The organism is Modestobacter sp. VKM Ac-2978, assembly GCF_026968025.1.
GTDB lineage: Bacteria > Actinomycetota > Actinomycetes > Mycobacteriales > Geodermatophilaceae > Modestobacter.
Genome location: NZ_JAPVBP010000001.1, coordinates 208407 through 229028, shown reverse-complemented (window position 1 = coordinate 229028; position 20622 = coordinate 208407). Strand labels below are relative to the sequence as shown.

The 20622-nt window shown below is 74.1% G+C and carries 17 protein-coding genes; 9 read left to right on the top strand and 8 right to left on the bottom strand.

The window, feature by feature from the left end; translation table 11 throughout:
- Positions 1-51 precede the first annotated feature (51 nt).
- From O2W53_RS01050 to O2W53_RS01030, 5 genes are all read right to left on the bottom strand, one after another.
- A complete protein-coding gene (locus O2W53_RS01050) occupies positions 52-603 on the bottom strand; it encodes an acyltransferase (RefSeq protein WP_269161190.1) in 552 nt (183 codons plus the stop codon).
- Positions 604-1857, bottom strand: coding sequence for a polysaccharide pyruvyl transferase family protein (locus O2W53_RS01045; RefSeq protein ID WP_269161189.1), 1254 nt, complete (start codon positions 1855-1857; stop codon positions 604-606). It lies immediately after the preceding gene.
- Entirely contained in the window at positions 1854-3467 is a 1614-nt protein-coding gene (locus O2W53_RS01040; protein ID WP_269161188.1) for a lipopolysaccharide biosynthesis protein, read from the bottom strand. Before O2W53_RS01040 ends, O2W53_RS01045 begins: the two co-directional genes overlap by 4 nt.
- Positions 3464-4513, bottom strand: a complete 1050-nt coding sequence (locus O2W53_RS01035; RefSeq protein WP_269161187.1) for a glycosyltransferase — start codon at positions 4511-4513, stop codon at positions 3464-3466. The genes O2W53_RS01040 and O2W53_RS01035 overlap by 4 nt, the downstream gene beginning before the upstream one ends.
- A gap of 136 nt (positions 4514-4649) precedes the next feature.
- Entirely contained in the window at positions 4650-5570 is a 921-nt protein-coding gene (locus O2W53_RS01030; protein ID WP_269161186.1) for a hypothetical protein, read from the bottom strand.
- A 308-nt stretch (positions 5571-5878) separates the two neighbouring features.
- Here O2W53_RS01030 and O2W53_RS01025 point away from each other — a divergent pair, with 308 nt between their 5' ends.
- The 7 genes from O2W53_RS01025 to O2W53_RS00995 all read left to right on the top strand — a co-directional run bounded on the left by O2W53_RS01025 (position 5879) and on the right by O2W53_RS00995 (position 12579).
- The gene (locus O2W53_RS01025; protein WP_269161185.1) at positions 5879-7030 is read left to right on the top strand and encodes an Ig-like domain-containing protein; all 1152 of its coding nucleotides are present in this window, start codon (positions 5879-5881) and stop codon (positions 7028-7030) included.
- Positions 7027-7686, top strand: a complete 660-nt coding sequence (locus tag O2W53_RS01020) for a CHAP domain-containing protein (protein WP_269161184.1) — start codon at positions 7027-7029, stop codon at positions 7684-7686. The genes O2W53_RS01025 and O2W53_RS01020 overlap by 4 nt, the downstream gene beginning before the upstream one ends.
- Positions 7687-7704: 18 nt before the next feature.
- Complete coding sequence (locus O2W53_RS01015; RefSeq protein WP_269161183.1) at positions 7705-8676, top strand: glycosyltransferase family 2 protein; 972 nt, start codon at positions 7705-7707, stop codon at positions 8674-8676.
- 154 nt (positions 8677-8830) lie between these two features.
- Complete coding sequence (locus O2W53_RS01010; RefSeq protein ID WP_269161182.1) at positions 8831-9952, top strand: hypothetical protein; 1122 nt, start codon at positions 8831-8833, stop codon at positions 9950-9952.
- 5 nt (positions 9953-9957) lie between these two features.
- A complete protein-coding gene (locus O2W53_RS01005) occupies positions 9958-11007 on the top strand; it encodes a glycosyltransferase family 4 protein (protein ID WP_269161181.1) in 1050 nt (349 codons plus the stop codon).
- 349 nt (positions 11008-11356) lie between these two features.
- The gene (locus O2W53_RS01000) at positions 11357-12241 is read left to right on the top strand and encodes a tyrosinase family protein (protein ID WP_269161180.1); all 885 of its coding nucleotides are present in this window, start codon (positions 11357-11359) and stop codon (positions 12239-12241) included.
- Positions 12242-12255: 14 nt separating this feature from the next.
- Positions 12256-12579, top strand: a complete 324-nt coding sequence (locus O2W53_RS00995; RefSeq protein ID WP_269161179.1) for a hypothetical protein — start codon at positions 12256-12258, stop codon at positions 12577-12579.
- Positions 12580-12763: 184 nt separating this feature from the next.
- Here O2W53_RS00995 and O2W53_RS00990 read toward each other — a convergent pair whose 3' ends face one another.
- Entirely contained in the window at positions 12764-14302 is a 1539-nt protein-coding gene (locus O2W53_RS00990; protein WP_269161178.1) for a sugar transferase, read from the bottom strand.
- 502 nt (positions 14303-14804) lie between these two features.
- Here O2W53_RS00990 and O2W53_RS00985 point away from each other — a divergent pair.
- Positions 14805-15839 (top strand): hypothetical protein, encoded by a 1035-nt coding sequence (locus O2W53_RS00985; RefSeq protein ID WP_269161177.1) that lies wholly within the window; start codon positions 14805-14807, stop codon positions 15837-15839.
- Positions 15840-15907: 68 nt separating this feature from the next.
- Positions 15908-16465 (top strand): diguanylate cyclase domain-containing protein, encoded by a 558-nt coding sequence (locus tag O2W53_RS00980; protein ID WP_269161176.1) that lies wholly within the window; start codon positions 15908-15910, stop codon positions 16463-16465.
- A 1902-nt stretch (positions 16466-18367) separates the two neighbouring features.
- On the opposite strand, the gene nrfD is transcribed toward O2W53_RS00980, so the two are convergent.
- Complete coding sequence (gene nrfD / locus O2W53_RS00975; protein WP_269161175.1) at positions 18368-19468, bottom strand: NrfD/PsrC family molybdoenzyme membrane anchor subunit; 1101 nt, start codon at positions 19466-19468, stop codon at positions 18368-18370.
- Positions 19465-20595, bottom strand: coding sequence for a 4Fe-4S dicluster domain-containing protein (locus tag O2W53_RS00970; RefSeq protein WP_269161174.1), 1131 nt, complete (start codon positions 20593-20595; stop codon positions 19465-19467). Before O2W53_RS00970 ends, nrfD begins: the two co-directional genes overlap by 4 nt.
- Between the last annotated feature and the right edge of the window lie 27 nt (positions 20596-20622).

The window sequence follows — 20622 nt, the reverse complement described above, 5'->3', positions numbered from 1 at the left end:
ACACCGACGGTACGGGGATCGGGACGACCGGACGGCTCATCGGGGGCAGGTTCACTCCACCGTGGAGGTGGTCGGCTCCGCCGGGGCGGGGGCGGGCCCGGGTCCCGAAGGGTCCAGCCGGCGGATCAGCCGCGCCGGCACGCCGCCGTAGACGCCGTCCGGCTGGGTGTCACCGCTGACCAGGGCGCCGGCGGCGATGACCGAGCCCGCACCGATGGTCACCCCGCCCAGGACGGTGACCCCGGCGCCGAGCCAGGCACCGGCCCCGATCGTGATGGGTGCGCTGACCGGCGCCCCGGCGCGCTGCTCACGCGGCCCCACCTCGTGGGAGGTGGGCAGCAGGCTGACCCCGGGGCCGAGGTGGACCCGGTCGCCGATGACGATGCGGGCGTTGGCACCGATCGTCGCGTTGACGTTGACGAACGCACCCCGACCGATCTCCAGGTGGTCGACGCCGCCCACGAAGCGGATCCACGGGTAGACCCGGGCACTGCCGTGCACCCGGACACCCAGCGCCCGGAGCAGCCGCGCCCGGGTGCGGGGAGCCCAGACCGGGCTGCCGGCCACCGCGCTGGCCAGCGCGCCACGCATCCTGCCGGCCATCTAGGCCTGCCCGGTGTGGACGGAGGCCAGCAGGTCGGCCGTGTTCCGCTGCGCCATCGCCACGACGCCCGGGAGCGCCTGCCGGATGGCCTGGCGGGCTGCCGAGTCCGCGGCGAGGACCTGGTCGACCACGTCGACCACGACCGCCGAGAAGCCGGGGACCGCGTCGATGCGCAGCTCCGGCGTCCCGAACAGCTGCATGAGGCCCTCGACCTTGCCCTGGGACGCCAGGGTGAGCGCCGGGACGCCGTGCAGCAGCGACATCACCGCCAGGTGCATGCGACCGGTCACCGTGATGCTGGCCCGGGCTGTCAGCCCGCGGACCTGCGCCGGGGACAGGATCGAGGGCACGCTGCTCACGTCGGGGAGCTCGCCCACCCGCGCCAGCAGCGCGGCACAGGCCTCCATGTCACCGCTCTGCTCCCGGTCGACGTGCGGGATGACCAACACGTGCAGGCCACGGCTCCGCAGGCCCTCCACGATCCGGACGTACTCCTCGGTCTGGTCCAGCCGGCCGGCGAGCAGCCCGCTGACGTTGACCAGCGCGACCGGCCGGGTGACGTGCTGCAGCAGCTCGTCGGCCGCCGACGCGTCCACGCTCCGGGCGGCGAAGACGACGTCCGCGACCTCTTCGACCGGTGCGATCCCGTCCTTGCGGGCGCGCTCGGCGGAGATGGGGTCGCGCAGCAGGAGGCGCACCCCGTCCCGGGCCGCGGCAGCCAGCGACCGCCGGGCCGCGACCCGGGCACGGTCGCTCCAGCTGAACCCGATGACCCGGGTCTCGACCCCGGCGAGCGCGGCCGCCCGGGCGAGGTTCGACCGGCGCACCGACGCCGGCAACGAGTACCGGCCGTCCATCACGTCCGCGCCCAGGACGGACAGCTGGGCCGCACCCGCGAGAGCCCGGCCGAACGACGCCACCGATGCCCGGTGCTCGGCGCCGGTCCCGTAGACCAGGTGCGGGATCTCCAGCACCTCCACGCGCTGCCGGAACTCCTCGGGCAGCTCCACCGACGCGCGGTCGGGCACGACCAGGGTCACCCGGCCGGCGGTGTTCTCCAGCACCGCCTCGAGCATCGCCTGGTCCCCGACGTTGCCGCCGCCGGGCGCGGCGAGGAGCAGGTGCCTGCTCCGGTCGCGCGGCTCGGCGCGCGCGCGGGACCGGACGATCCGGCGGTCGACGCGGCTGGGCAGCCCCGATGCCACCACCGCCCGTCGCCGGATCCGGTGCGCGCGCTCGATGGCCTTGGTCATGCGTCCATACCCGCCTTCGGGGTCGTGATCGGGTCAGTGGCAGCCGCACCGGTGAGGCTGAGGGTGGTCGGGTCGGCGTCCCGGTCGGTGGGTGCGCCGTCGTCGTCCGCCGGCCGGGTGGCCGGACGACCGGAGCCGCGCCGGAGGGACCTGCGCATCCCCGCGATGCCGCGCAGGTCGCGCCGGAACGTCGGCCAGACGAGTGCGGTGAGGCCGGTCGCGCCGAGGACGGCGACGACCCCGACGACCAGGCGCAGCGCATGCGCGTCGTCCGGGAGCGCCACCGTGGCCAGGTAGGAGAGCGCCGACGCCGTGCCGAAGACCAGCCCGGTGCGGAGCCCGTTGCCGAACATTCGCCCGGCGGGGGCGTCGGAGACGCGCGCGATCCACAGCAGCGCCACCGGCCAGGACAGGGCCACCCCGATCGCGTAGCCCACCGCCACGCCCTGCAGCCCCCAGGCGGAGCCGACCACGATGACGACGGCCATCACGGGCCTGGTCACCAACGCGTAGACGAACTGAGAGCGCGTCAGCCCCTTGGCCAGGAAGACCCACGAGATGGCGTAGGTGGCGGCCTGGAAGAACCCGGCGACGAGCAGCACCCGGAAGATCGGCACCGCCTCCGTCCACTGGGACCCGAGCATCACGAACACCACGGACTCGGCCTGCGCGAACAGCACGGCGAACAGACCGCCGATCAGGGTGAGCAGCGCGACCTGACCGAAGCTGATGAACTCGGCGAACCGCTTCCGGTCGTCCTGCAGCCGGGAGAGGACCGGCAGGGCCACCCGGGTCGCCGGTGCCTGGACCTGCAGCAGCGGCATCATGACCAGCTGGAAGGCGCGGTTGTAGAGCCCGACGGGCGCCGCACCGAAGCGCGCACCCAGCACGAGGGTGTCCATGTTCCGGCCCAGGTAGTTGAGCAGGTGCGAGCCGAGCAGCGGCATGCCGTACCCGATGAAGGGCCGGACGGACGCGCTCCGGTCCACCCAGCCCGGCAGCCACCGGTTGGTGGCGACCAGGAACACCTGCGCGACCAGCCCCTGGGTGAGCTGCTGGGCGACCAGCGCCCAGTAGCCGGCCCCGAGGACGGCGAGCACGATGCCGACGACCACCCCGGCGACCTGCCCGCCGATCTCGGAGAGAGCCAGCTTGCCGAACCGCAGGTGCCGGGTGTGCATCGCCCGGTACTGGGTGGAGACCCCGTTCAGCAGGAAGGTGGCCGACATGACGACGGCGACGAGCGTGAGCCGGTCGTCGTCGAAGGCCAGCGCGATCAGCGGCGATGCGGCGCAGACGAGCACGGCCAGGACCGCGCCCATGCCGGTGTTGAGCCAGAACAGGTTGTCCCGCTGCCCGTCGGAGAGCGTCTTGGCCTGGACGGCGGCCGAGGAGAGCCCGAAGTCCCGGAACAGCTCACCGAAACCGACGATGAGGGCCACGATCGCGATGAGCCCGTAGTCCTCGGGGTCGAGCAGCCGTGCGAGGACGGCGATGCCCACGAGCTGGACGAGCACCCGGATCCCCTGGCCGCCCAGCGTGACGGCAGCACCCCGGGTGGCTCGTGTGCCGAGCCCCGGGCCCTCCCCCGCTCGTGACTCGGCGTTCACCCTCGCCCGCTGAGCACTCGGGCCCGGCGGTAGGCGTCGCGGTGGTGGAGCCCGATCCGCTCCCAGTCGCGGTCGTCGAGCCGCGGTTCGCCGTCCAGGCCGGTGGCCGTGGAGGTGATCGCCGCCTCGAGGACCTGCGGGGTCAGCTCACCGGCGTACTGCAGGATCCAGTCGGGACCCACCTCCTCGGACAACGCCGCGTTGGTCGGCGACTCCGGCACGAGGACCGGCCGACCGAGGGACAGCGCCGCGAAGAGGGACCCGGAGTTGTGCATGCTCCCGCGGTAGGGCAGGACCACCAGCTGCGATCGGCGGATCTCGTCGACCAGCTCCTGGTCGCTCACGAGCCGGAGCAGGGTGTCGATGCGCGGGTCGCCCGCGCACGCCTCCTGCACCAACTCGGCCTGGCCGGGGTGCGGGTTCCCCACGATCCGCAACCGGAGGTCGGCCCGGTCGATGCCCCGGAAGGCGTCGATGAGGACGTCGACGCCCTTGTAGGGCCGGATGATGCCGAAGTAGAGGACCCGGCCGGGCTCCGCCTCGGGCTGCGGGTACTGGGCGAAGGGCTGCCGGTAGTGGCCGTGCGGGATCGTCACCGTCTCGCGGCCGGCGGTGACCGGACTGGCCGGGTTGAGCCGGATCACCAGGTCGACGTGCCGGTAGAACCGGTCCAGCGACCGGTGGTCGGCTCGACTGCCCTGCTCGTGCGGGCTGAGGTTGTGCGCCGTCCACACCAGCGGGACCCGCCGCAGCCGCAGCCGCAGGAGCAACAGGTCCAGCAGCCGGCGCTTGACGAACCGCAGCCACGGCCGCCGGCTGTCGCGGATGAGCAGCTCGGGCCAGTGCACGTGCAGCACGTCGTACCGGCCGAACAGCCCCGTCTGCCAGTCGAAGAAGCGGATGTCGACGTCCGGGGCGGCGCCCTGGACCATCTGGTCGGCGTACTGCGTGGTGCCGTCCGGCTCGCGCAGGGAGTGCAGCACCACCAGGCGCCGTTCGGGGTTGGTCCCAGCGGCCGCCGGACGCAGGGGCCGGCGGCCGGTCACGGCCGGCAGAGCCCGTCGCCAGACACTCCAGCGTGCGGCCCGACGCACATCGCTCCTCGCGCGGTCATGGGTGTCGCCGCCCATCGGACAGCGGACGGGGGTTCGGTGGAACGGACATGGGGCAGTGGGCTCCCGCTCACAGCCAGGAGGAGAAGGTGGCGGCCATGTCGGAGTTCGTCCACCCCGGCACGGTGTGCCCCTGGTCGTGGTACTGGACCCGCACGTCGGCCGCGACCGGCTTCGCGAGACCTGCCAGCGCGAGGCCGTGCCGCTCCGGCGGCACGACCGGGTCCACGAGGGAGACCACGGTCTTCACCCGCTTGCCCGCCCACGCGCTCTGCGGCAGCCGGGCGGGGTTCGTCGCCGCGACGAGCGCCGGGTCGTTCCCGTAGACCGGACCGATCCGCCCAGGGTCCCGGGCGTAGAGGTCCTCCATGTCGTAGGTCGCATTGGCCAGGTAGATCCCGCGCATCCCGCGGACCATGTTCTTCGCGTAGGCGTAGGTCATCAGCGAGCCACCGCCGGAGTTCGCGCGGGCGAAGGCGACGCCGATGTTGAACACGCCGCTCATGTACTTGTCCCAGTTCACCTGGTGGGTGAGCGCTGCCTGCGTGGTCCAGGTGCTCCCGCCGAAGTTGGGGCAGACGCAGACCGCGCCACGGTCGACCAGCAGCTGGGAGCCGTACGCGTACGCGCCGTCGAGCGCGGTGTGGGTGCTGCCGTTCGAGTGGTACATCCAGGCCACCGAGCCGGGCTTCGGCGCCTTCGGCGGGGTCGCCCACGGCACGTAGAGCCGGGCCCGGTCCTTGCCCCAGACGACGTCGATGACCTCGAACTTCTTCTTCCCGACCCGGGTGGTCCGGGTGTCGGCGCGGGAGACCTCGCCCGGCAGCTTCGGGATGGGGGTGTAGACCGGGGCCGCCTGCGCGGGCCGAGCCGCGACGGCCACGCCGGCGAGCCCGGCCGCGGCACCCAGCAGGACGGTGCGTCGGCTGGCCAGGGGCGCGCGGACGGCGGACAGGTCGGACGCGGGGACGTCCGGGCGGACTCGGGACACGGGCTACGCCCTCCATGAGAACCGGGACGGGTGGTCGGCACCGAGCCGCAGGACCGCAACAGGTGTACCGGAAAACTAGCCTCCACCGAACGCAGAAGCCAGGGAAGACCTGTGGCCGATCCCGTCCGGGCGTCACCCGATCGGGGGTCGAACGCCGCGGCACCGCACGCTCCGTCGACCGTGTCCCCGCCCACCCGTGGCCGACAGAGGCAGGCGTGGCCGGGTCGGCACGTACCCTGGACAAGAGGCGACTTCCCTGGCCCAGGGCCCGCCGTGATGCCGTCGCACGCACCGTCTGGAGGAGGAGCATGGCCTCGATCGCCGTCCTGGCCCCTGCTCCGGGGGCCCGGGTGCGGGGCACGGTCGAGGTGCGGGTCGAGGTGCGCGGCGGCAGCAGGGTGGCCAGTGTCACGGTCGCCATCGGCGATCCGGAGTTCGGGACCCGGCCGGCCGAACGGGTCGGCGACCGGACGTACGCCGTCCGCTGGGACACCACGCGCAAACTGGTCGACCGCAAGGTCCCTGCACCGGCCGATGCACTGTTCTGGATCACCGCCTCGGCGGTCGTCGACGGCATCCGCGTCGAGGCGCCGCACATCGCCGTCGTCACCGCCAACGACCGGGACGCCGTGCGTGCGGAGTCCGCCGGCGGATGGCGGGAGGAGCTCGCCTGGGCCGCGGACTACAGCGGGTCGACCGAGCAGTGGCTGGCCAGCAACACCGCGGTCGTCGGGGCCGAGTACGCCTCCGTCGAACCCGACCCGGTGCTCGGGCCGGCGCGGCGGGCCGTCCGGGTCTCCGTGCCCGACAGCGCGCGGGGCGACCGCGACCAGCCGACGTCGTCCACCGTGCGGTTCCAGTCCTCGAGCAGGTCCAACATCCGCGAGGGGGACGAGTTCTGCGTCGGCTTCGCGTTCCTGCCCCCCGACGACTTCCCCTCCGTCCACCCCCGGGACGGCGTCCTCCGCCCCGGCGGCGAGGCGTCCGGGTACATCGCGGTCTTCCAGTTCTACGGGCCGCCGTACGAGCAGGGCTCCCCGTTCGTGCTGCACACCGAGCGCCGCACGCCCGACGACCCGATCGACGAGTTCAGCGTGCGGGGCAACGAGCTGAACCCCGGCGACCCGGTCCCCTTCCTCTCGTTGCCCTACCGCCGCGGGCAGTGGACCGACGTGGTGTTCCGGATCCGGGCGTCGTCGTCCATCGCGTCCGGCTGGGTGGAGTGCCACGTCAACCAGGGTGAGTCGACGGCGGTCCGTCCGATGCAGCTCGCCGACGGCCGGCTCCAGGTCCCCCGGGTGCTCCTCCGGCCGGACTCCGAGGCCCACCGGACCGACATGCAGCTCTACCGGGTGGCCGGCCGCTTCGACCGGGTGACCCTCTGGCACACCGGCCACAGGATCGCCCGCACGGTCGAGGAAGCAGACCCGGGCTCCTACCGGAACGGGGCGTTGGCGTGATCGACCCGCACGGCCCGTCCCTGCGCGGCGACCAGCCGACCGACCCCGACGGCCCGGACGCCCCGGCCCCCGGTCGGCGGCCGGTCAGCCGTCGCTCGTTCCTGCTCGCAGGCGGCGCCGTCCTCGCCGGTGGTGCGGCCGTCGTGGCGGGGCTGTCCCGGTCGGGGCAGCCCGAGGTCCCGCCGGTCGCGACGCCGCCCCCGGAGACGCCGGCGCCGTCCGAGCTGGTGCCCGGCTCCCTGGACGCGGTGCTGGCCGAGGCCGGACGGACCGCCGGGCGCCGGCTGCTCGGCAGTCCGTGGCGGGCCTGGTTCGGTGAGACGTCGGAGCCGTGGAGCGCCATCTACGTCACCTGGTTGCTGCGCGAGAACGGGGTGCAGCGGACGGCCGACCCGGTGACCCTCTACGCGGGGCTGCAGCGCGACGGCCGGGTGGGCTCGGACCCGGAGCCCGGGGCGCTGGTCTTCTACTCCCGGGGCGAGGTCAACCGGCCGCACCACGTGGGGCTGGTGACCTCGGTGACCCGCGGTGTGCCGCAGACGGTCGAGGGCGACCACCCCTTCTCGCTGCCCTACCCCGAGCGCTTCGTGCGCCGGTACGCCCGCCCCTGGGAGGAGCAGGCGCTGCTCAGCTACGGCTACCCTGCCTACGCCTGACCGCCGCCTGGAGGAAACGTGCTGATCAGCGTCGTGCTGCCCGTCTACAACGACGCCGCCCACCTCGCCGACGCGATCGACCGGGTGCTGGGCCAGGAGGGGGTCGACGTCGAGCTGGTGCTCGTCGACGACGGCTCCACCGACGGCTCGCGGGCGATCGCCCAGGCCGCGGCCGACCGGGACGACCGGATCCGGTTCGTCCCCCTGCCGGAGAACGGCGGGGTCGCGCGGGCCCGGGAGCGCGGGGTGCAGGAGGCGACCGCGGACTGGATCTGGTTCGTGGACTCCGACGACGGCTGGCTGCCCGACGCCGCCGCCCAGCTCCTGGCTGCCGCCGCGGCGTTCCCGGGCACGGACGTGGTCGTGGCCGGCGCCACCGCCACCTTCGAGTCCGGCAAGGCGCCCACCAGCAACGAGCCGCCGGCCGGCCCGCCCGTCCCGGGCCACGAGGCGTTCAGCCTCTTCCTGACCGGCCGGATCACCGGGCACCTGTGGAACAAGCTGTTCCGCCGGGAGCTGCTGGGCAGCATCGACTTCACCCCCGCCCGGGTGCAGTCCGACCTCGCCATGGTCGCCCAGGCGGTCGCCGGCGCCCGCTGGGTGGGCTTCCTGCCGGTGTCCGTCTACGAGTACCGCGTGCGCAGCGCCTCGATCATCACCACCCGGTCCCGGCGCGCGGAGTCCCTCGAGCTCATCGCCGCCGCGGTCGAGGGCGCCGCCCGGCGGGTGGACCCGACGGCCATCGGGACGGCCGAGTACCGCTACTTCGTGACCCGCTACCTCACCCTCTCCGGGCTCAAGGACGCCGTCCTCGGTTCCTACAGCCCCGCGGAGAGCGCCCAGCACGTGCGCCGGCTGCGCCGTCGGCTGGGGGTGCGGGAACTGGTGCTCCTGGCCCGGCGCCGGGACGCCAAGCGGCTGGCGCTGGCGCTCTCGGCGAAGGTGTCCCTCCCCGCCTACCGCCGGCTGCTGGCCGTCGCCGACCGGTGAGCAGCCCAGCCGGCGCGCACGGTGCGTTACCGTTCGACGGCTCCGTGGGCCACCGGACCTGCGCCCCCCAGGGTGCCGTCCAGGCCACCGCGGACCTGCGTGTCCTGAGGTGCCGACGACGCCACCGCCGCCACCGTCACCGAAAGGCACCCGCATGACGAAGGTCTTCGCGATCGGCCGCGGCCAGTACGAGAACGTGGGAGACATCATCCTGCGCCGGCAGCTCCTCGACTGGGTACGTCCGGTCGGCGAGCTGCACGTCTACGTGGGCGCCTCCCCTGCCGGCTACGACGAGGGCCTCGGGCTCCGGCCAGGCGACCGCGTCTACCGGTCGCTGCGGGCCTGGTACCGGGTCGCCCTGACCTCGGCGGTGCGGGGCCGGGCCGCCTACGTCTTCAAGCCCGGGGAGATCCAGCTGACCCTCGTGGGCATGAAGGAGCACCTCTCCCTGCTGCCTCTCCTGCTGGCGCTGAAGCTGCGGGGCGGCGCCGCCGTCCGGGCCGGGGTGGGCACGCGCAACTACGCAGCCGTGCCCCGGGCCCTGATGCGCCCGTCGATCGCCCTGTCGGACCGGACCCTGTGGCGCGACGACGCGACCGGCCGCTACATGGGCACCGGCGCGGTCATGCCGGACCTCGCCTTCGGCGAGGGGGCCGACGACGCCGCGGTCGCGCGGTTCGCCTCCCCCGCCCCCGAGCGGAACGCGCTCGTGGTGTCGATGCGCGGCGAGGACCCGGCCCGCCCCTACCCGAGTCAGGCCTGGCTGGACGGCGTCCGGGCGTACGCCGCGGCGCACGACCTGGAGATCTGGGCGGTCACCCAGGTGTGGACCGACGAGGAGCGCACCCGGCGACTGGCGGCGGACCTGGGCGGCCAGACGCTCGGCTGGGACGGCCCCACCGGCCACGACGAGCAGGAGCGCCGGCTGCGGGAGCTGTACGCCCGCACCGCGATCGTGCTGTCGGACCGGCTGCACGTGGTCATCGCCGCGTTCACCGAGGGCGCGGTGCCGGTTGGCTCACCGGTCGGGGACTCCGACAAGGTGGACCGGCACTTCACCACCATCGGCGTCCCGGGGGTGACCGTCTCGGCCGCCACCGACTCCGCCGACGAGCTGGTGGCCCGGCTGGAGGCCCTGGCCGGACGGCGGGCCGAGCTGTTCGGCGCCCTCCTGGAGGCGCGCCGGCGGCTGCGCGGGCACCGCGAGGACATCCAGCAGGTGCTGTCCGGGCGATCCCCGGCGGCTCCGGCCACCACCGAGCCGGTCGCGGGCTGACCGCGGTGACGACCCGGCCGACCGTGCACCACCTGGGCCGCGTGGGGGACATCCCCGGCGGGATGACGCAGGTCATGAACGGCTACCTGGCGTGGCCCTTCCCGCGGGTGGACGTCGCGGTGATCACCTCCCGGGGAGACCCGCACGACCTGCGGGCCGCCCTGGTGAAGGGCACCGGTGCGCTGGCCCGGGTGCTGCGGCTGCCCCGGCGGTCCTCGGTCGTGGTGGCGCACCTGTCCGAGCGCGGGTCCTTCGTCCGCGAGGGCGCGCTGATGCGGGTGGCGCACCGCCGCGGGATCGCCACGGTGGCGCACCTGCACGGCAGCTCGTTCGCCGCCTTCGCCGCCGCGCACCCGCGGCTGACCGGATGGGCCCTGCGCGGCGCCGACCGGGTGATCAGCCTGTCGGCCGAGTCCTCGGAGGTGGCGGCCCGCTTCGTGCCGGCCGAGCGGGTGGTGCTGATCCCGAACGCGATCCCCTCCAGCACGCCCGTGGCGAAGGAGGACCTGGTGGTCTTCGGCGGCGTCGTGTCGCACCGCAAGGGGATCGACGTGCTGCAGGAGGCGTGGGCCCGGATCGACGCCCCGGGCTGGGAGCTCGTCGTGGCCGGCCCCGTCCAGGACGCCGCGCTCGTGCGTGCGGACGTCGAGGGGCTCACGATGGCCGGTTCGCTGGCGCACGAGGAGCTCATGGCGCTGCTGGACCGGTCCCGGATCGCGGTGCTCCCGTCCCGGGACGAGGCGATGCCGATGTTCATCCTCGAGGCGATGGCCCGCGGCAACTGCGTGGTCTCCACCGACGTGGGGGGCATCGCCGCGGTCCTGGGGGACGAGCACGGCATCGTCGTCCCGCCCGGGGACGTGGAGGCCTTCCGGGCCGCCCTGCAGTCGGTCCTCAGCGACCCGGAGCGCCGGTCCCGGCTGGCCGAGTCGGCCCTGCAGGCCTTCGAGGAGCGCTTCAGCGCCGACGCGGTGTTCCCCCGGGTCGAGGACCTGTGGCTCGCCGCGCTCGCCGACCGCCGCCGCCCCACCTCCGGCGCCCCGCGGGCCGACTGAGCCTGCCGGTCACCAGACGGTCACCGTACGGATCGGGCTCGCTCCGAATTGCACGGAATGAGTCATCGAACGCACGCGGTGAGTCACATTGGGGAATGCTGTCGGTGACCCCGTGATCACGGGAAGAAGTGGCGAATCGCTCAGTCCATATCCGCGAGAGATGTGGCTATGGTGTCGACGAGATTACGAGTGATCGACCTTCGAGTTCGCGCCTCCCAGCTGCGGATTCCCGTCGGTTCGATTGCCTCTGTCGAACGTCACCAACTGTTCTCGAAGGGTCGGACATGCTGGAACGAGGCCCTGCGGCACCGGTCGCCTCCCCGTCGCGCCGGGAAGGGGTGAGCTCCCGATGACCGGGACGAGACGGAACATCCTGAGCCTGTCCCCGACCGAGGTGCAGCGGCTGACCTCGGCCTTCAACGTGCTCAAGGCGAACGGCACCTACGACCAGTTCATCCGGAACCACGTCGCCGCGATGAACGTCGCGACCCCCCCGGGCTCCACGCGCAACGCCGCCCATCGCGCGCCGGCCTTCCTCCCCTGGCACCGGGCGACCCTGCTCGACATCGAGAACGCCCTGCAGGCCGTCGACCCGTCGATCGAGGGCATGCCCTACTGGCGGTGGCAGAACGACACGGCCCTCAACGGTGGCGACCCGCGACGCTCGCCGCTGTGGAGCCCGGGGGGCATCGGCGGCGACGGCGACCCGGCCCGGGGCAACCGGGTGCTCAACGGGCCGTTCGCGCACTGGGTGGCGCTCATCGTCAACAACAGCACCGGAGCGCTGGTCCCGCGCTCGCAGCCCGGCCTGATCCGACTCCTGGGCCGCGACCCCCGCGGGTCGAGCAGCCTGCCAACCCCGGCACAGGTCACCGACGCCATCGACCGCTACACCACCTACGACAGGTCCCCCTGGGACGCCAGCGTGGCGACCTTCCGCAACCGGATGGAGGGCTGGTCCGGAGGCCCCCGTATGCACAACCTGGTGCACCGGTGGGTGGGCGGCGACATGCTCGCCGGCACCTCGCCGAACGATCCGGTCTTCTGGCTGACCCACGCCAACGTGGACCGGCTCTGGTGGGTCTGGCAGGGCATGCGGGGCGTGAACAACTACCAGCCCACCTCCGGCGGTCCCACCGGGCACAACCTCAACGACTCGATGCAGGGCCTGGTCGTCCCGCGGACCCCGGCTGACGTCCTCGACATCAACCGGCTCGACTACATCTACGTCTAGGAGGACCGACGCACATGGATCGCAGACGTTTCGTGATGGGGGCCTCCGTGGCCGTCGTCGGCACCGCGGTGGCCGTGACCGGCACCCCTCCGTTCGACGACGTGCCGAGTGCGGCCGCAGCCGGGGAGGAGCGCTTCACGGCCCGGGGGCGTGCGGTGGCCATCCAGCGGATCGGCAACAGCGCGCACGCCGTGATCAACGGCCGGCACGGGGTGCACCTCGAGCGGATGCTCGACGGGTACGCGACCCACCTGCTCCCGTTCGGCACGTACAAGTCGCCGCGGAAGCTCATCGAGGCCGTCATCCAGGCCGAGGACGCCGGGCTGCTGATCATCTGACGCGTCCGACACGGACGGCAGGACGGAGGCGGGGCGCTGGCAGACCAGCGCCCCGCCTCCGCCGTGTCGGGCTGTCACCGGGCGTCAGCGGTGCACGGCCCACCGAGACCGGCGCCGGAACGACGTCGGGGTGGGCCCGGGGCTGCATGCGCAGCCCAGGCCCACCCCGGTCGGCGGCGGTCGGTCAGTAGGCGCCGGAGCCGCGGAAGACCGCACCCACGGTCTTCCACAGGATCATGAAGTCGAAGGCCAGCGACCAGTTCTCCACGTACCGGACGTCGATGCGCACCGAGTCGTCCCAGGAGAGGTCGGAGCGGCCGCTGACCTGCCACAGCCCGGTGATCCCGGGCTTGACCAGGAAGCGCCGGTGCATGTCGAAGCCGTAGCGCTCGACCTCGGTGGGCAGCGGCGGGCGCGGCCCGACCAGCGACATCTCACCGCGCAGCACGTTGAGCAGCTGCGGCAGCTCGTCGAGGGAGTAGCGGCGCAGCACCCGGCCGACCGGGGTGACCCGCGGGTCGCCCTTCATCTTGAACAGGACGCCGTTGCCGTCGCTCTGCTCGGCCAGGTCGGGCACCATCCGGTCGGCGCCGGCGACCATGGTGCGGAACTTCAGCATCCCGAAGGTCTGCCCGTCCCGGCCGACGCGCTCCTGCCGGTAGAACACCCCGCCGCGGCTGGTGAGCCCGACCGCCAGGGCCAGGGCGGCGAGCACCGGCAGGATGACCAGGATCCCCACCGTCGCGGCCGTGCGGTCGAAGGACTCCTTCGTGAGCCGGCGGACGCCGCGCAGCTCGGGCCGCTCCATGTGCAGCAGCGGCAGCCCGCACACCGGGCGGATGCGCACGCGGGGGCCGGCGATCTCGGTGACCGCGGGAGCCAGCAGCAGCTCGGCGCGGGTCTTCTCCAGGTCCCAGCCCAGCCGGCGCAGCGCCGGACCGTCCAGCTCCGGGGAGGGCAGCACCGCGACGGTGTCGACCTCGTAGGCGTGGACGACGTCGACCACCTCGTCGAGGGTGCCCAGCACCGGCAGCCCGTCGAAGGCCTCCGGGGACTCCCCCTTCGGGCCGGCCGGGAGGCAGCAGCCGATCACCCGGTAGCCGTGGTAGGCCTCGCGGTCGATCTGCGCGTGCAGTGCGGTGACCCCGCCGCGGTGACCGACGAGGATCGCCGTCTGCAGGAAGCGCCCCTCGGCGCGACGGCGGTGCACCCACTGCCGCTGCAGGTAACGCTGCAGCAGTGAGAGCCCGGTGGCCAGCGGCAGGGCGACCACGATGAAGCCACGGGCGAGTTCGAGCTTGAAGGCCCAGGAGACGGTGCCGACCGTGGCGAGCAGCAGGACGGCGGCGGAGAAGACCCGACGGAACTCCTCCGGGCCCACCCACAGGAAGCGCTCCTCGTAGCTGCGACTGACGAGCATGATGGTCACCCACGCCACGGGGAGGACCGTCGCCATCCAGACCGACGCCTGCTGTCCTGCGGACATCCCCTCGGGGCCGAACCGGGTCAGGTAGCCGACGGTGGCGGCGACCCCGGCCGCTGCCGCGTCCCCGATCGCGATGTGGCGGACGTACTGGGCGCGCCAGGCCCGGCGGGCCACGGTGCCCTCACCGCGCAGCCAGGAGCGTGCGAACGTGCGGCGCCGCGGCTCCTGCGCCCGGTGCTTGGACGCCGTGCTCCGTCGAGGACGGACGGCGCTGTTCCGCTCGTCGATCATGCTCATGCAGTGAACCCCCGGGAGGCTGGCGCCACGGGAAACGCAACCTCGTAGCCATGTCTTGGACGGACCGACGACTGCTCTGTCCGACCGGCCAGGGTGAAGGTAACGAAGTCGTAGCAATAGCGGCACCCCGAGAGAATGGAACTTCGACCGCTCTCGGTGCACGGCTCATTACTCGGGCACTTACTGTCAGTCGACCATTACTCACTGCAAGGACACACGCGGCATGTGTGAATACCTGGCGTATCGACCAGCGGTGAATTGAGTCACTGCGGGCGGACCGTCGCGCACGTCGGGCGCGGGCTCCCCGAGCCGCCGGCGTCGACTCGGCCCCGCCCAGCGTGTCGATACGGACACGCCGTAGTCGTCTAGGCACAGCGTGCCACGACAACTACCTTGCTGCCGTCGGCTCGTGCCGACGCGCGAGGGGGGAACGCAGGACGTGCAGACCGATCGACCAGACCCGGAGACCTCCGGCCGGCACCGCCAGGTGCAGGTGCCACCAGTGCCCCCCGAGACCGGCCGGCACCGGGTCGTCACCGACCCGCCGCTCCGGGCGGCCGAACCCGCGCTGCCGACCCCGGCGCCGCCGACCCCGGTGCGCCGCCGGCACGCGGCGGATGAGGCGCCGAGCTCCCACCCCGACGCCCGCCGCCGACGCAGCCGGACACCCCAGCGGGTCATCGCCGGCGCCACCCTGTTGCTGATCACCGCGACACCGGTGCTCGCCCGGTCCACCACCGCCCTCGGCATGCACGACGCGGTCGCCGCTGAGATCGCCGCCCACCCCGACCAGGCCGACGACACACTGGCAGCGATCACCGCCGGCGGCGTCCTGGCCGGCGCGGCCTCGCCCAGCCCGGCTGTGGTGCCCCCCGCTCCCGACGACTCCGGCGCACGCTCAGTGGAGCCCGACGGCACGGCTCCCGCCCCGGCGGACGCCGCGGCCACCCGGTCCGACGCTGCCGCGCCCGGCACCGACAGCGCCGATCGACCGGCCCCTGGTCCGCCCACCGCCAGCAGTGCGTCCGCCGGCTCGCCCACCGGGACCGGGCAGCCGACGCCGCCTGGCACCCGCCCGGTGACACCCGTGCCGACCGACGCGGCGCCGACCGGTGTGACGCCGACCGGCACGGAGCGGACCGGCGCAGAGCGGACCGGCGCAGAGCAGACCGGCGCAGAGCAGACCGGGGCGAGGCAGACCAGCGCAGAGCAGACCGGGGCGAGGCAGACCAGCGCAGAGCAGACCGGGGCGAGGCAGACCGACGACAGCACGCCCGGGACGAGCGGCCTGCCGGCTCCGGAGACCACGGACGCCCCGTCGACCGACGAGCCGCTCGTCCAGTCCTTCCTGACCCAGGACCCACCGCCACCGAGCCCGACCCCGCCGTCCACCGGCGCGCCGGGGGCGACGGTCGCGCCGGAGCCCTCGGAGCCGGCACCGACCACGGCGGCCCCGTCGCCTTCGGCAACAGCAGAGGCGTCCGCCGGCACCGTCGCTGCGCTCATCGAGCGGGTGGGCACCCTCGTCGGTCCCTGAGCCGGGGCCGCGGCGGACCACCCGCCCCGGCCACGGGCGGCGGCCGCTCCCTCCGACGGGGCACCCCGGTGGTCGCGGGCCTCAACCGGGCCGTCCGGGACGCCGACACCTCGGTCATGCCGATCGCCGCCACACCGGTCGCCGACGAGGTCCGGTCACTGCCGGGCCTCCACGCCGCCGCCGTCTCCCTGCTGCCCACCCGGGCCACGTTGCTCGACCGGATCGCCGAGGAGACGGCCGCCGCGGACGTCTCCCCCGCTGCGCTGGTGCTCGTCGGACTGCTCCGCCGGGACACCGGCTGGCCCCTGCCGGGCGACCACCTCGACCAGGTCGCTGCGGCGCTGTCGGCCAACGTCCGTGGCGACGACTGGCTGGCCCGCTCCGGGCCCACCGAGTTCGCCGTGCTGCTGGGCGCGGCGGCACACCACGCCGAGACCGCGGCCGACCGGCTCCTCGAGGTCGTCGCCGGCACCGGCGTCCCCGGCCTCACCGCCTGCGCCGGCATCGCCGGGCTCTCCCCGGACACCTCACCCAGCGAGGTGCACCGCCGGGCCACCCTGTGCCTCACCGCGGCGCGCAGCATCGGCGGCGGCCGGGTCATCCGCTACCGCGGCACCCGCCGCTGACGACACGTGTCCACCGCAGCGGCGCGGTGGACAGGTGGCCGATCGGCGACCACCCCAGACCTGCCCCGTGCCGCCGAGTCCCGGCGGCACGGGGCAGCTCCACGTGTCGGTCGACCGGGCCCGGACGGTGCTGGCGCCCACCCGTCGCCGGGGCCCTCCGTCACGCCCCCTAGGCTTCCGCTGCGCTCGTCTCCCGGACCTCGGTGGCGCCCCTTCGGATCGGAGGGGTCACCGTCCCGCTGGGGCACCGCCGAGGACCCTGTCGGCAGGTCGCTCCAACGGACCGATGGCCTGGTGAGACCCGCGATTGACGGGAACGTCCGACCGGGCGAACCTTGGCGTGGGGACGCTGCCAGCGTGGGCAGAGCGGCCGAGACGAGGGAACTCCGTGGCGTGGTGGTGGCTGCTGGTCGCATGGCCCGTGGTGGGTCTGCTGGCTGCTGCCGTCTTCCACGTCGTCGTCACCCACGTGCCACCGGACCGCTGCCATGAGCTGACCCCCGTACAGCGCGCCCACCTCCCCGGTGTGCACCCCCTGAGGCTGCGCCGCCGACCCGCCTCCCGCCCCACGGCCGGCCGCCCCGGTGGCCCATCCCTCACCCGGTACCGCCCCACGAGCGCGACCGGCGCGCCGATGCCCCTCGGCCAGACCCGCGGGCCGGTCCACCGCCTCTCCCCGCAGACGCAGCTCGTCCCGGGGCGCCGGCGGCGCGCATCGGGCCGAGCTCCTCTCCCCCAGGTGCCGGGTGCCGTGGCGCAGGCGGGCTGCGCGCCCCGGCGGACCGCCGGCCACGGGCCCCTCGCCGCAACTGCCCGGGGCGCCGTCACCGTCTTCGTCTCGGTGCCGTCCCACCAGCCGTCCCGATCGGTCAGGCCACTCCGGGCCGGCGTCGTGCCCAGTGCCACCGCACACCGCAGGCGGCCGTCGTGGACGCGCGGGGGGGCAGATCGGCCAGGGCGGCGGGGCCCGGGTGCGCAGCGCCTCCTCGCGCTCACGGCGCTCGCGGCCGTCGCACTCGCGCCGGTCCTGGCCCGCTCCAGCACCAGCCTGGGCTTCACCGACCCCCTCGTAGCCGACCTCGTCGCACATCCCGACCAGGTGCCGGCCACCTTCGAGGCCCTGAACCGTGGCGCTGCGATGTCCGGGCTGGCCCCCATCTCGGTTCCCGAGTGGGAGACGGTGCTGTCCGGGGCGGTGCCGACCGACACCGGCGACCGGTCCACCAGGCGGGCACCCGACCCCACCACGGCCGCCACCGAGTCGAGCCGGACCAACGCCCCGCCTGCGACCTCGACCGACGATGCTCCCGGCGACGGGCCGACGGTGCCGCCAGGGGCCGTCCCCGACGACCCACCGCCGGCGAGCGACGCCCCGACCGGCGGGGTCACCCGCACCACCGTGCCGACGCCGACACCGACGCCGTCGGACCCGGCCGACCCCACCGCGCCGCGGCCCACCCCGACCCCCAGCCCGACGGATCCCGAGCCGACGCCGACGCCGACTCCTACTCCGACCCCGACTCCGACTCCGACTCCGACCGACCCGGTGCCCACGCCGATCCCGACCGACCCGGAGCCGACCCCCACGCCCAGCCCGACCGACCCGGCCGAGCCGACGGAGCCGGCGCCCACGGAGCCGGCGCCGACCGAGCCAGCGCCCACAGAGCCGGTGCCGACGGAGCCGGGCGAGCCGGACGACGCGGCGGCCGCGGCCGGCGACGTCGCATCCCCCCGGCCCCCAGCGGCTCCCACCGCGCCCTAGGAGCCCGGCCCGGTCCGGCACGGGACTGGCGCGACAGCCCACCGGCTACGACGGCCACCTGGGGGTGCACAGTTCCCCGGACGCCGAACTGCCCCGCACCACCAGCGGTGGGACGGGGCAGTTCGGTCGGAGCTGGTCGCTCAGCGGGTGACGGAGCGGGCCTCGTCCTCGCGCTTCTTCTCCTCGCGGGCAGCCATCCGGGCCCGCTGCGGGACCACCGTGTACTTCGGGTCCCGGGCGCTGGCCATGCCGGCCTCGAAGACGCCGAAGCGGGTGAGCAGCGAGCCGGCCGCCAGGAGCGCACCGGAGACCGCGGCACCGACCCGGGTGCGGCCGGCCACCACGGTGAGCCCCGCACCGCTGGCGGTGCAGGCCTTCGCGGCCTTCATCATCGTGCCGGCCTTGCCCAGCTGGTACGGCTCGCCGACGATGCCGTGGTCGTGCTCGACCTTGTGCATCGCGGCCAGCTCGACCGCCGCTCCGGCGACAGCCATCTTCCGGGCCGGCCCCGCCTCGGCGACCGGGGTGAACGCCATGCAGATCCCGCCGCCGGCGGCCATCCCGGAGCCGGCGAAGACGAAGGGCAGCTCCTTGTACGGCTCGTGCCACGACGGCACGGCGGTGTTGGCCAGCAGCACCGCCGTGTAGGTGGTCATCGGGCCACCGAAGACGGCGGACGTGGTGCCCACGACCTTCCGGAGCCCGGGGAACCAGCCGGCGATCCGCCGCAGCCCGAACTTCTGCAGACCGGGGAAGGCCTCCAGCAGCTGGAGGCCGGCGGTGGCCGCGGTCAGGGCGCTGAACGGCGCCAGGATGTAGGAGCCCACCGACAGCGGCGAGGTCGGCTTGATCACCCGGAGCATGTGCAGGAACCGAGCCGGCCGGCCCAGGTCGTGGATCAGCCAGACGACCGAGGCCAGCGCCCCGCCGCCGGCCGTGTAGTGCGCCGCCCGGGTCAGCGCCGGGCGACCGGTCACGTCGGCGATCGCACCGAGCACCGCCGACGAGCCCGCGGCGCCACCCAGGAACAGGTAGAGCGGCACGTCCGGGGTCTTCCACACCGGCGGCTTGATGATCGGCCGGCCGTAGTACGAGGTGAACTCGGCCTCGTCGACGGTCGGGTCGCCGTCCCGGCCACCGCCGCGGCGGCCGCCCTTGCGCCGCTTCTTCTCCCGCGCCTGCGCCGGGGGGCCGTCAGCCCGCCGCCAGCCGGCGCCCGGCGTCACCAGTCCCTCGGTCATCGGCGCAGCCCCTTACGTGAGCCCAGGACGGCGGAGAGCGCGAACCCGACCACCATGGCCGCGCCGCCGACGGCGTGCTTCCACATCGACGGCAGGTCCCGGGTGGTGACGATCGGGTCCGGCGGGAGCCCGTAGACCTCCGGCTCGTCGAGCAGCAGGAAGAACGCGCCCGCACCGCCGACGCCGTCCTCCTCGTCCCGCCCGTAGAGCCGCGCGGTCTCCACGCCCTGCTCCTTGAGCGTCGCCAGCCGGGCATCGGCCCGGGCCTGGAGCTCGTCCAGGTCGCCGAACTGGATCGACTGGGTGGGGCAGGCCGTGGCGCAGGCCGGCTGCAGCCCGTCGGTGAGCCGGTCGTAGCACATCGTGCACTTGAAGACCCGGCCGTCGTCCTTGCGCTGGTCGATCACGCCGTAGGGGCAGGCCGGCACGCAGTAGCCGCAGCCGTTGCAGATGTCGCCCTGCACGACCACGGTGCCGAACTCGGTGCGGAACAGCGCCCCGGTCGGGCAGACGTCCAGGCACCCGGCGTGCGTGCAGTGCTTGCAGACGTCGGAGGACATCAGCCAGCGGATCTCCCGGTCGCCGGACTGACCGGTCTGCGGGTCGAACTCGCTGAGCGCCTCGGCGTTGAGCACGCTGGACTGGGCCATGCCCACCCCGTCGGCGTTGCCGCGGGCCGAGACGGCGTGCGGGTCACCCGAGCCACTCCCACAGCCCCCGCCGCTGCTGCCGCAGCCGGCCGCGGGTGCGCCGGCACCCGCGCCACCGGCGCCCGGCAGCCCGACCCCCGGCATGGGGAGGTCGACGGCGCGGCTCTGCTCGACGAACGCCACGTGCCGCCAGGAGTTGGCCCCGAGCATGCCGGTGTTGTCGTAGGACTGAGCCGTCAGGCCCATGACGTCGCGGTTGCCGTCCGCGTCGTCCATCGGGAGCGTGTTCCACTCCTTGCAGGCGACCTCGCAGGCCTTGCAGCCGATGCAGACCGAGGTGTCGGTGAAGAAGCCCACCCGCGCGGGGTGGTCCTCCTCGTAACCGGCCTCCCCGCTCACATCGGGCAGCGGGCCGTAGAGCCGGTTGGCCGGGTCGTTGCCGGTGAGCGCCGGGCTCGCCGAGCTGACGGTCGTCACGAGCGCTCCTCTTCCATCGGGTCGAGC

Coding starts and splice junctions, on each gene's coding strand:
- O2W53_RS01045 (WP_269161189.1), bottom strand. CDS start 1,857: ATGACCAAGGCCATCGAGCGCGCGCACCGGATCCGGCGACGGGCGGTG.
- O2W53_RS00995 (WP_269161179.1), top strand. CDS start 12,256: ATGGATCGCAGACGTTTCGTGATGGGGGCCTCCGTGGCCGTCGTCGGC.
- nrfD (WP_269161175.1), bottom strand. CDS start 19,468: ATGACCGAGGGACTGGTGACGCCGGGCGCCGGCTGGCGGCGGGCTGAC.
- O2W53_RS01010 (WP_269161182.1), top strand. CDS start 8,831: ATGACGAAGGTCTTCGCGATCGGCCGCGGCCAGTACGAGAACGTGGGA.
- O2W53_RS00990 (WP_269161178.1), bottom strand. CDS start 14,302: ATGAGCATGATCGACGAGCGGAACAGCGCCGTCCGTCCTCGACGGAGC.
- O2W53_RS01050 (WP_269161190.1), bottom strand. CDS start 603: ATGGCCGGCAGGATGCGTGGCGCGCTGGCCAGCGCGGTGGCCGGCAGC.
- O2W53_RS01025 (WP_269161185.1), top strand. CDS start 5,879: ATGGCCTCGATCGCCGTCCTGGCCCCTGCTCCGGGGGCCCGGGTGCGG.
- O2W53_RS01000 (WP_269161180.1), top strand. CDS start 11,357: ATGACCGGGACGAGACGGAACATCCTGAGCCTGTCCCCGACCGAGGTG.